The organism is Komagataeibacter kakiaceti JCM 25156 (assembly GCF_000613305.1).
In genome coordinates this window covers 1-11,185 of record NZ_BAIO01000043.1, presented here as the reverse complement: position 1 = coordinate 11,185, position 11,185 = coordinate 1, and the positions used below count along the sequence as shown (strand labels likewise).

Below are 11,185 nucleotides of genomic sequence, written 5' to 3'. Positions count from 1 at the left end.
TCGGCCGCCAGCTGCAGGCGGCGTGAGGCGGTCATGGACAGGCGGGCGACCTCGGCCACGACCGCCCCCAGTCCCTGATGGCGCAATGCCTCCTCGAAACAGGCCAGGACATCGACGTCCGAACTGGCCGCGACATAAATGGTCCGTCGTGCCGACAGGCCGACCTGCTGCAGTGCCGGGGCATACAGGTCCTGACGGGTGGCGATCCACAGCACCTTGCCCCGTGTCCGCGCTGCGATTCCGGCAGAAAACAGCCCGGATGCCGCCGCATTGAGGGCATCATGACCGCCGCCTGCCACCTCATGCAGCGCGCCCAGCGCCAGGCCACCATCCGGCAGACGACCGTCAATCTCAGGCATGCCGAAGGGCAGCACGCCCCGCCTGCGTCGGCCCTGGGCCTTCGAGGCGGCTGACCTGTGCTCTCAGCGCCTCCAGCGCGGGACGGGGTTCGGGTGCGGGCATGGGGTCGGACAGTCCATTCGGGTGTTTCTGGCACGGAATCAGTGATCGTGTTCGTTATTTGTTCTGGTACGGTGACGAATGTCAACCCATCCTGGAAAAGCGGCTGTGATCCGGACGCGGGTAAAGGCGTGTCGGTCAATCCAGGCTTGATGAAAACTGTCTAGATTGCAGGAGTTTATCAGGAACAGTCCAGCCGTCCCCGTCCTGCAGGGTGGATACCGTCCGGCAGGGCACCCATATTCGGACTCGCGAAAGGACGGCGTGATGTGCAACCTCTATGCGATGACCAGCAACCAGCAGGCGATCCGGGAGGCAGCCAGGGTCATGACCGACCGCACCGGCAATCTCTGCCCCCTGCCCGAGATCTGGCCCAACACCATGGCGCCCATCGTGCGGAACACGCCGGATGGTCGCGAACTGGTCATGGCGCGCTGGGGCATGCCCACGCCGCCGGGCTACCTGAAAGGCCACAGGTCGATCGGGGTGTGACCAATATCCGCAATCCGACCTCGACCTGGTGGAAGCGCTGGGAAGGTGTCGCGCATCGCTGCCTGGTGCCGCTCACGGCCTTTTCCGAACCGGAACGCCTGCCGGATGGGACCAGCAGGCCCGTCTGGTTTGCCCGTAGCGATGGGGAGCCTCTGGCTTTCTTTGCAGGGATCTGGTGCCAGTGGACGTCAGTGCGGAAACTGGCGGATGGCGAGACGACGGATGACCTGTTCGGCTTCCTGACCACCACGGCCAATCGGGAGGTCGGCGCCATTCACCCGAAAGCCATGCCGGTCATCCTGACCCGGCCGGAAGAACTGGATCTGTGGATAAAGGCGCCCTTGGACGATGCGCTACAACTGCAGCGCCCCTTGGTGGATAACGCCCTAACGGTGGTAAATGCTCCTGCGGGAAATAAATATTAAATGTCGCTCTTAGCGGAGAAGCTGTCTGGCCGGACGTGCCGGGTGGAACGGTGCAGTAGTCGGGTGCAGAGCCTTTGCTCCAACGCGTTTATCGCAGCAGAGCCCGAGCGGTGGCCCTGCAACTCGACACCGGCGATACGTACGCCTTTCCTGCCTTCGCCGATGGAATCCGACGCGTGCTGCGCGAATGGGGGGCAGAGCGTTTCAATTATCTGATCAACATGGCCGGTACGTCCCGTAGCGGGTTGTTTTGCGAAGTGACCGAAGAAGATTTTGATGCCGCCTATCGCGTGCATGCCAAAGGGCCATTTTTCCTGACGCAGACGTTGCTGCCATTGATCGCGGAAGATGGCCGGATCGCGAACATCTCATTCGGTCTGATGCGCTTTGCTTATCCCGGCCGGATTGCCTACGCTGCCATGAAAGGGGCGGTGGAAGTGATGACGTATCTACATGGTCAAGGGACTTGGATCCTGTCGTATTGCCGCCAACACCGTCGCGCCGGGCGCGATCCAGACGGATTTCTGAGGGGGCATGGTCAGGGATAATCCGGACATCGCCCGTCACATCGCGGAGATCACCGCACTTGGCCGTCCTGACTACCCAGATGACATTGGCCCGATGATCGCCTCACTCCTGTCCGAGGACAATTGTTGGGTCAACGCGCAGCAGATCAAAGTCTCCGGTGGTCAGGCCATCTGAAGGCTGGCCGTTCCACAAATGGAACGCCATAGTGATTCCGTCAGGAGACCAACAGGCGCTTCCGCGTGATCTTTCCGGACACGGTGGTTGGCAGATGCCTGACGAAGCGGACTTCTTTCAGGCCAATCCAGCGTCCGAGGACTGCGTTAACCCGCGCAACGATTTCCTCGGCAGAAGGCGCGTATTCCGCTTCGGGATCTGGCACCACATAAGCGATAGGTCGCTGCCCTCTCAGTTCGTCCGGAATTGCGACGACAGCACACGCATGAACGGCAGGATGGGTGGCGATGATCTTTTCAACCTGCACGCCCGAAATCCGCCGTCCTGCGACCTTGATGACATCATCGGAACGTCCGAGCATATGCACGGCGCGGCTGGCCTCGATCATGCCTTCGTCAAAGGTGCGATAATACTGGCCGGTCTCGTCCAGGTAAGCTGTAGGAACATGGATCGCTCCATCCTTCCATACGCCAGCCAGACAGCCGGGCGGCAGCGGCAGAGAAAGGACAATCTCGCCGCACTGTTCACCGGGTATGGACGGCACAATTTCCGGGCGAAATCCCGGTGCAGGTCGCCCAATGTCGTTCATGAGCGAGACCGGCTCGCGCTCGGGCAGGCCAAAAAAATGAGCGGTGATGCTCCACCCCGTTTCAGTCTGCCACCAGTGATTGACCACGGGTTTGCAAAAATAGGATCGTGCCCACTCCAGCAATGTCGGATCCGCATATTCCCCAGCCACGAAAATGCGGGCAAGTGCTGGCAGGATGGCCCCTGACAGGTTGCGGCTTTCCTGCCGCATGAGGCGCATCTGGGTGGGTGTGGTGAACAGGCATTTCACCTCGTGCTCATGGCAAAGCGCGCGGATAGCGGAAGCCGATGCGCCGCCTTCCACGATCACGCTGGTGCAGCCGCTGAGCAGCGGCGCATAGACGCCGTAGGAATGGCCAACCACCCAGCCCAGGTCCGATGTGGTGAAAAAGGTATCGCCGGGTTTGCAGCCGTAGATCAGCTCCATGGACAGGGCGAGAGCCACAGCATGCCCGCCATTGTCACGCACAATGCCTTTCGCATTGCCCGTCGTGCCGGACGTGTGAAGAATATACAGGGGATCTTCGGAGCGCAGCGTGACCGGCTCTGCCGGTGCGGACTGTTCCAACGTGCGAAAATCATGATCCCGCACTGGCAGAAGCGATGCCGGACAGGCTTCACGCTGCACGATCACGCAGGCCTGCGGTCTATGCGTCGTTTTGGCCAGCGCCTCATTCAGGGCAGGTGCGGATGGAATGGGCGTCTGCCCCTGAAAGCTGCAACTGGCAATGATGATGACCTTCGGTGCTGCGTCATCAATCCGTCGTGCCAGTTCAGGCCCGGCGTAACCGGCGAAAACCACCACATGCACGGCGCCGATCCGCGCACAGGCCAGCATGGCAATAGTCGTTTCGATCATGGTCGGCATGGCGATCAGGACGCGGTCGCCCTGCCCTACCCCCAGCGCGCGCAGGCCACCGGCAAACCGGGCCACCCTGTCCTGTAGTTCCCGGTAGGTTACCACCTGCCGTTCCTTTGTGGCGCAGGAATGCCAGATCAGCGCCGCCTGCCCGCCGCGTCCGTCCTCTACATGCCGGTCGACGGCGTTATGGCAGGTGTTGAGCGTGGCGTCGGGAAACCAGTCATGCCAGCCATCCGCCCGCGTCCTGCATGCAGTCACAGGTACCTGTTTCCATGTGATGCGTTGCGCCGCAGCCAGCCAGAACTGTTCTGGCTGGTTCCGTGCCGCATCATACATTGCCTCATATGTTGTCCATGGAAGCATGGCGGTTACTCCGTTCAGGCTACAGGCACGTCTTTGCCGGTGATCTGGCTGGCCAGCCACGCGGCATCACGCGAAACGCCGGAGAACCGTCCCGATCCCCAGGTGTGCAGCCATGGCAGGCCGAGGAAGTAGAAGCCCGGCGCATCGGTCACGCCGCGATGCCAGACCGGCTTGTTGGCCCCATTGAAGACCGGCACGTCGATCCAGCGATAATTCGGGCGGAAGCCGATGCACCAGAGGATCGAAGTGATCCCGGCAGCCTTCAGGTCGAGCGGGGTGTTACTGCCATCGGGCTCCCACACAGGCACATAAGGGGCTTCGGTCGGGGCCGTGATCCCTTCACGGGCGATATAGCGTCGATGGATTTCTTGATGTCGGCATTGGTCTTGTCCGCATCATCAAGGTTTTCCGCAAGATCCGGCGCGAAGTGCGCCACTTCATCGCGGATTGTCTCCAGCGTGCCGTGCAGGCCCACGCCTTCCTTCGCGAACTTGCGCAGATCAAGGTCATGCCCGCCATTTCGGCCCGTGACATAATGATTGGTCTTGTCGCGTGCACCGTCACGCAAAGGATGATTATCCACCGTCAGGTCATAGAAGTGCATGTCCGCCAGCCAGTCCACAACGTCGCGGCCACGGTAGAAGCGTGAGACGCGCGGGGCAGAGCCGACACAGAGATGGACCTTGCGTTTTTCAAGGAACAGGTCCTCGACAATCTGCGCGCCGGACTGGCCGCTGCCCACGACCAGAACCGCGCCTTCAGGCAACTGGGCCGCGTTGCGGTAATCCTGCGAGTGAACCTGATGAATGGCGGGGTCGATGCCGCTGGCATAGCCGGGGATGACCGCGTCCTGATATGCGCCGGATGCGATAACAACATGTTTCGCGTGCCAAGTCTCACCACCTGCTACCACGCGATAGCCACCACCTTCATGGCGGGTGATGGAGGTGACGGCTGTGTGTTCACGCAGGGGCGGGTTGAAGGAGGCAACAAATCCCTTCACGTAGTCAATGATTTCCTGCTTCACCATGAAGCCGTGCGGGTCTTTCCCCTTGTAGGGATGACCGGGAAGTTCGCACTGCCAGTTCGGTGTGACCAGGCAGAAATTGTCCCAGCGCTCATCATCCACGAATGGCAGGCGGTCTTTGCCTCAAAGACGATGTGCTCCACCTTCTCGCGGCAGAGATACCAGCTCAGGGACAGGCCAGCCTGGCCACCGCCCACGATGATGACGGGGATGCTTTTCTCGTTCTGTGTCATGGTCGTTCTTTTCGTCTCAATAACTGAAAGACAGGATGCGCACCTGCGCATCGGACTGGTTCAGGAAGGGCGCACCGGCCTGCCTTATGGCCTGAAGCTGGCCAAGGGCGCGGCTGCATGGGAAGCCGTAGCGGGCGCGAACACGCTCGCTGGCGTCCGTCAGGGCGGTGTCCGCCTTTTCAAGAAACTCCCGGACCGGATAATCCTGACCGGGCGTGAAGTGATCCCTTATGACCAGCGACGGGGAGTAACAGTCAGTCTCCTTCCCATCGGGCCAGCGCACGCGAAAGGTCATTTCGGGCATGGTGAAAGAACTCCTGAAGCAAGAGCATCGGTGCGCGACCGCGCCGCCAGACGCCGGTATGCGGGGAGGTGACGGCTGGCGACGCTGCCCCAGTCGAAACGGCGGGCGGTTGCGGGGCCGCTGGCCCGGAAATGGTCACGGCTTTCGACGCGTAGGGCGTCGCACAACGTCATGAACAAGGTGTCGGGGTGCGCCGGTTGGCACCACAGCGCATCCGTTGCCGAAAAATGCTCCGTGAAGGGTGCGATTGCCGGCACAATAACAGGCGTGCCGCAAGCCAGGGCTTCCAGCGGGCACAGCCCGAACCCTTCGGTTACGGATGGATAGGCCAGCACGTCCGCCTGCCGGTAGAATGAAGGCATGTCTTCATCCGCAACCGGCCCGGTGATGGTGACATGATCGGCCGCACCGCTTTCGCGCAGACGCGCCATGAATCGGGTGCGGTAGGCAGAATGATCCAGCAGCGAGGCCCCGCCCACCACAACCAGATGCACGTCCGGCCGTTCGCGGCGCAGGGCCACAAACGCTTCCAGCAGGTACAGCGTGTTCTTACGCCGCTCGATCCCGCCCATGGACAGGATCAGGTGCTGATCGACAGGCAGGTGATACCGTGCCCGCAGTGAAGTATCCTGCATGGTTGGCATGGGCGAGAAGCGCACGGGATCAACCCCGTTGCCCACGACCGGGGCTTCGCGGCCATGGTCGTTGCGCAGGGCATCTTCCCACATTGTGCTGACGGTAAACAGTTCGGCCGCCGCCCTGATCCCCCGTTCCTGCCGCGCGGCAAGGACCGGGTGCGTGAAATGGTCAAGATGGTGGACCGTGCGGGCAAAGCCCGGTATCCGTCCCTCTTCCACCAGTTCGGCCAGTGCATTGGCGCTGATCGGGTCCTGCGCGTGCAGCACGTCAAAATGCTGCCCACGCAGGGCGTCCCTGATCTCGCCGATGCGGCGTTCCACCAGCGTTGGCAGGTCGGTCTCGGGCACGGCCGGGATGCAGTTTGTGGCGCAGCGGGGCGTGCGGAAGAAACCGGCCCCGGTCGCGTCCGGCGCGATCAGCGTGGCGTCGTGGCCTGCGTCGCACAGGGCTTCGGCCAGTGCCATGCCATGCACCACGCCGCCACGCGGATTGGTGGAATGAGTCAGGATGCCGATGGAGAGGCTCATGGCACACACCCCATGAGCGGCGTCCGGGCGAGATCCCAGAAGGTTTCTTTCTCGTCCGCCCATGTGACATCCAGCCGCTGCGTGCTGTCACACTGACCGATGACAGAAGCCGCAATGGCCCGCCCATGAAAGCGGGCCATGATCGCTTCGGCATCTTCGGGGCGCGCCGTGAGCAGGTAGCCATAGCTGGGGAATGCGGACAGCCAGCGTTCCATTGGTGCATCGTCGGGGCGTGGAATGTCATCGAGCGTGATGGTCATACCGATACCCGAACATTCGGCTAGCATGAGCGCGGTGCCCAGCAGTCCGGCCATGCTGATATCCTTGGCAGCGCGGCTCAACCCGTCCTCGGCAATGCCGGGCAGAAGTGCGAGATCACCCCGAAGACGCGCCGCCCCCTCGGTGCCGCACAGCGCGGAACTGGCGTCCCAGAACGGATGCGGGTCATGCCAGCGGCCACGCAGGTCGATGGCGGCGATCAGGACCTCGCCCGGTCGGGCATCGAAACTGGTCAGCAGATGACAGGCACGGCCAAGGATCGCGACTGACAGCGAATTATGGGTGCTGCGCATGTTGGTATGACCGCCGACAACCGGTACGCCATAGGTGCGCGCACCTTCATGCAGACCGGTCAGAATGGACGCGGCCGCCTCGGATGTATCGCTCCACAACGCATCCACCACCGCCACAGGGCGACCACCCATGGCCGCGATGTCGCTGACATTGACCATCACGCCGCAATACCCGGCAAACCACGGCATGGCGCGCACGAAGCTGTCCTGAAACCCCTCGCTGGCCAGCAGGAGATAGCCATCGCCATCCGGTATGGCGGCGCAGTCATCTCCAAGGCGGATACCATCGCTTGTATCCCGACCAAGAATTGCGACGGTTTCGGCAATATCCTGTTTGCCCGCAAGGGCCCGACCGTGTCGAAGCGTGCGCAGCAGTGTAGTCAGTTCGTGTGCCATCATGCCACCTGCCGGTTACGAGGCTGCGGGCGCAGCAGCCAGGTCTGGTCCTGGCCATGCGCCGGATAGCGTGAGAGGTCAGCCTGCATGTCGTGATGGGGCAGCCCATGCAGGGTCATGGCTCCAAGGCTTTTCCAGTGCAGGCGGCGGAAGAACAGCACGTTCTGTTCCTGTACCTGGGCCAGGAACCGCGTGGCGCCAAGCCCGTGCGCCGTGCTGACCGCCATGCGGATGAGTTCCGCGCCGATCCGTCCCAGTTTGCGATGGTCTTCATGGACGGCCAGACGGGAGCCGCGCCAGACGCCGGACTCGGCCTCATGGATGCGCACCGCGCCTACCACCCGGTCCGGCATGCCCGCCATGCAGCACGCCGCGATGATGGGAATGGCAACCGCGTCGATTGCGTCCCGGTCATCATCCGCAAAGACCTGCTGTTCGGTGCAGAACACGTCGCGGCGCAGCGCATGGTAGCCCGCCCGTTCCCACGGCGTGCGGGCCAGACGCACGACATATTCCGTAGGATGAACGGGCGGTCGTCCACGTCTTCGAGGATCGCTGTCATTATTCGTACGCCGAAAGGGAGGAACAGGCGCCACACCGGCCGCACCCGGCGCGGATGTCGGTGGATTTCATGTTCGCCTCGCGCAGCATGCGCCCGAGTGGTGCGAGCACGGACTTCATGAAATCGGCCGAAGGCGGCGCGTGATTTTCCAGTGGTGTTCCGGAAATGGGCACGAACGGCACCACGAAGGGATAGACCCCAAGTGCGATCAGCCGTTCGGCCAGCGCCAGAATATCTGCGGCACTGTCGCCAAGACCCGCCAGAATGTAGGTATTGACCTGTCCGCGCCCGAAGATCGGCACGGCGCTGGCGAAAGCGTCCATATAACGATCGACGCTGACCGTGGCCTTGCCGGGCATGATCTTCTCGCGCACCGCCTGTGTTGCGGCTTCGAGATGCATACCCAGGCTGTCGGCCCCGGCGTCGCGCAGCCGCTCGAACCAGCCGTGATCGCGCGGCGGTTCGCACTGCACCTGAAGCGGCAGATCCACAGCCGTCCGGATGGCACGGGCTGATTCCGCCAGCACGGCCGCACCCCGGTCCACCACGTTAGGCGTGCCGGTCGTCAGCACCATGTCGCGCACACCGTCGAGTTCCACGGCGGCCTTGGCGACCTCGGCCAGTTGCGCGGGTGTCTTGTAGGCAATGGTGCGATCGGCCTCCAACGACTGGCCGATGGCGCAGAACTGGCAGGAGGTGCGCCGGTCGGCATAGCGGATGCAGGTCTGGTGCACCGTGGTCGCCAGCGTGTCACGGCCATGCAGCAGGGCGATCTTCCAGTAGGGAATGCCGTCCGCCGTGCTCAGGCCATAAAAGCGCGGGGCGGCTGGAAAATGGATCGTGCCCAGTGTCTGCCCATCGCGTAGCAGCGTGCTGGCCCCGTGCTGGTCCGGCGGGCTGGCCTGAAATGGTGAATGCCGCGCGCCAGATGTATAGACCGGGACCATGACGGTCTGGCCTGCAATGGTGATCGTCTTGTGATCCGAAGGACCGGCGCCTCCCTTGCGGGCGATGCCGCCGGTCTGCGCGCCAATCTGTAGTCCGAAGGATTGCAGGTCGGTGACGAGCTTGCGACCAGAAAGTGTACCGAGCGTCGGAATGGTCATGACGCAGCCTCATCTGTAGATGTGGGAACCTGATTGGCTTCCCCAACGTAATGAACGGTGCGGGCGGCCCGCCGGTCCTGAAGCAGGCTGAGCAGTTCGGGCCGGGCGTAATGCCCTACGGAATCCATCATCCGCTTGCGCTTGGTAATCAGGGCGAAGTCGAGATCGGCAATCACCATCCCCTCGCCTTCCGTCAGCGGTGTGCCGAGCAGCTTCCCTTCAGGCGAGACGATGGCCGTGAAGCACCCACCCCGCAGCGGCCCTTCCAGTGCAGGGTCGCCCGCTATTTCCTTGATCTGCTCTTCCGTCAGCCAACCCGTGGCGTTCACCACAAAGCAGCCGGATTCCAGTGCGTGGTGCCGGATGGTGACTTCCATCTGGTCGGCAAAGATCTGGCCCACCAGCGAACCGGGGAACTGGGCACAATGGATTTCCTCGTGCTGGGTCATCAGCGTGTAGCGGGCAAGCGGATTGTAATGCTCCCAGCAGGCCAGCGCGCCGATGCGTCCGGCGGCACTTTCCACCACTTTCAGCCCTGCGCCATCTCCCTGCCCCCAGACCATGCGCTCATGATAGGTGGGCGTGATCTTGCGGCGTTTGAGCAGGATTTCACCTGTGGTGTCGAAGATGATCTGGGTGTTGTAGAGCGTGCCGAAATCGCGCTCGTTTACACCTAGCACCACGACCATGCCGGTCTGGCGCGCGGCCTCGGCCACCATGTCGGTGACCGGACCGGGAATGACGACAGCGCGTTCATAAAGCGCCAGATGCTCGCCACCAAAGCGGAAGGCGGGCTGGATGAACGAGAAATAGGGGTAATAGGGCACAAAGGTTTCGGGAAAGACCGCCAGTTTCACGCCTTTTTCGGCGGCCTCGCGGATGGCCTGACAGACTTTCCGGGCAGTTCCCAGACCATCGTCACCAAGGACGGGGCTGATCTGGATCGCTGCGGCGCGAACGATACGGGACATGGCTTGCGGTCCTCCCTCGGGCCTTCAGAGGGTCCAGGTATTGAGGATGAAGCGTTGTCGCGCCGGGCCAGCAGGATGATGTCGAGCACGTCCTGCGGGTTGATCGGCGTGATGCCGGGGATCAGGTTCTGCTCGCCGTAGCCGTAGAGGGCCTGAAGCGCGAAGCGGCAGGCATAGACCTTTCCGCCTTCCTCAAGGATTTTCGCGATCTGCTTGTTGCAGTTCATGTGCCCCGGAAAGGCTTCGTCGCCCAGACGGGGAAAGCCGCGCTGCACACCAAGGGTGACACCCGGTCCGTACAGCAGCACCGACGTCTCGAAGCCCTTGCGGATCAGGCGTGTGGCCTGCAGCAGGTTGACGAACCCGACCGAGCCTTCATTGGCGACGGTGTGGAAGGTGATGAGCTTTTTCGCCGGGTTTGGCTTTGACGTCCTCAAAGACCTTGTTTTCATAATTGACGAAGCAATCGCCGTCTTTGTACGGAGCGTGTTCGACTTTCGGCATGGTATATCTCCCGTGTGCTGCGGTCTCCGGCAGGGAGCCGGGACTGACCGCGTTGCCGAGGCAAACGTGGCACGGATGGCAGAGAGCCAAAATATTGTATGTCTTATGGAAAGGGTACAAACGGCTCAAACCAGATCACATGCCGCCATCCTGCCAAGACAGAGACATACAAAAAATATACGACAACCATACAATCGTAAGGAGCATCCATAAGGATCTGTTTTAGCTTGATTTTATAATCACGCAGTCGTGAATGAAGTGCCTTTTTGTTTTTCCATGTGCCCGCATGGCGCGCCCCGAAATCAGATGTTCCCATCGATTCCAGAGACTGCGCGCAGGTCACACAATATCGGCGAAGCGGGTGAGCGTTTGTGTTGCAGGACCGAGAGAACCCCATGCAGGGATTCCTCAAGACTTGCGGCATCCGGCGCGCTGCCGAGTGCGATCCGAGCA

8 protein-coding genes and 5 pseudogenes are annotated in these 11,185 nt (G+C 62.0%); 3 read left to right on the top strand and 10 right to left on the bottom strand.

Annotated features, from left to right (window positions below; translation table 11 throughout):
• Window positions 1–462: pseudogene (locus tag JCM25156_RS21640) on the bottom strand (ImuA family protein); the annotation flags it as partial.
• Window positions 463–726: 264 nt separating this feature from the next.
• On the opposite strand from JCM25156_RS21640, the pseudogene JCM25156_RS21635 reads away from it, so the two are divergent.
• The 3 genes and pseudogenes from JCM25156_RS21635 (at window position 727) to JCM25156_RS30760 (ending at window position 2,078) form a co-directional block, all read left to right on the top strand.
• A pseudogene (locus tag JCM25156_RS21635) lies at window positions 727–1,376 on the top strand (SOS response-associated peptidase).
• A 110-nt stretch (window positions 1,377–1,486) separates the two neighbouring features.
• The gene (locus tag JCM25156_RS21630) at window positions 1,487–1,924 is read left to right on the top strand and encodes an SDR family oxidoreductase (protein WP_242402479.1); all 438 of its coding nucleotides are present in this window, start codon (window positions 1,487–1,489) and stop codon (window positions 1,922–1,924) included.
• Window positions 1,911–2,078, top strand: a complete 168-nt coding sequence (locus tag JCM25156_RS30760; RefSeq protein WP_227000963.1) for a hypothetical protein — start codon at window positions 1,911–1,913, stop codon at window positions 2,076–2,078. Before JCM25156_RS21630 ends, JCM25156_RS30760 begins: the two co-directional genes overlap by 14 nt.
• A gap of 40 nt (window positions 2,079–2,118) precedes the next feature.
• Here JCM25156_RS30760 and JCM25156_RS04955 read toward each other — a convergent pair whose 3' ends face one another.
• The 9 genes and pseudogenes from JCM25156_RS04955 to JCM25156_RS21615 form a co-directional block, all read right to left on the bottom strand.
• Entirely contained in the window at window positions 2,119–3,891 is a 1,773-nt protein-coding gene (locus JCM25156_RS04955; protein ID WP_025812338.1) for an AMP-binding protein, read from the bottom strand.
• A gap of 14 nt (window positions 3,892–3,905) precedes the next feature.
• Window positions 3,906–5,151 (bottom strand): annotated as a pseudogene (locus JCM25156_RS21625) (MSMEG_0569 family flavin-dependent oxidoreductase).
• A 16-nt stretch (window positions 5,152–5,167) separates the two neighbouring features.
• A complete protein-coding gene (locus JCM25156_RS04945; protein WP_025812337.1) occupies window positions 5,168–5,455 on the bottom strand; it encodes an MSMEG_0570 family nitrogen starvation response protein in 288 nt (95 codons plus the stop codon).
• Window positions 5,443–6,621 carry an MSMEG_0565 family glycosyltransferase gene (locus JCM25156_RS04940; protein WP_025812336.1) on the bottom strand — a complete coding sequence of 393 codons (1,179 nt, stop codon included), beginning with the start codon at window positions 6,619–6,621 and terminating at the stop codon, window positions 5,443–5,445. Before JCM25156_RS04940 ends, JCM25156_RS04945 begins: the two co-directional genes overlap by 13 nt.
• Window positions 6,618–7,592 (bottom strand): sll0787 family AIR synthase-like protein, encoded by a 975-nt coding sequence (locus JCM25156_RS04935; protein ID WP_025812335.1) that lies wholly within the window; start codon window positions 7,590–7,592, stop codon window positions 6,618–6,620. The genes JCM25156_RS04940 and JCM25156_RS04935 overlap by 4 nt, the downstream gene beginning before the upstream one ends.
• Window positions 7,589–8,151 (bottom strand): annotated as a pseudogene (locus JCM25156_RS21620) (MSMEG_0567/Sll0786 family nitrogen starvation N-acetyltransferase). The gene JCM25156_RS04935 and the pseudogene JCM25156_RS21620 overlap by 4 nt, the downstream one beginning before the upstream one ends.
• Window positions 8,151–9,257, bottom strand: a complete 1,107-nt coding sequence (locus JCM25156_RS04925) for an MSMEG_0568 family radical SAM protein (RefSeq protein ID WP_025812334.1) — start codon at window positions 9,255–9,257, stop codon at window positions 8,151–8,153. Before JCM25156_RS04925 ends, JCM25156_RS21620 begins: the two are co-directional and overlap by 1 nt.
• Window positions 9,254–10,228: a Nit6803 family nitrilase gene (locus JCM25156_RS04920; protein ID WP_025812333.1), complete on the bottom strand. Its 975-nt coding sequence runs from the start codon at window positions 10,226–10,228 to the stop codon at window positions 9,254–9,256. The genes JCM25156_RS04925 and JCM25156_RS04920 overlap by 4 nt, the downstream gene beginning before the upstream one ends.
• Before the next feature lie 24 nt (window positions 10,229–10,252).
• Window positions 10,253–10,732, bottom strand: a pseudogene (locus JCM25156_RS21615) (MSMEG_0572/Sll0783 family nitrogen starvation response protein).
• Window positions 10,733–11,185: the final 453 nt, after the last annotated feature.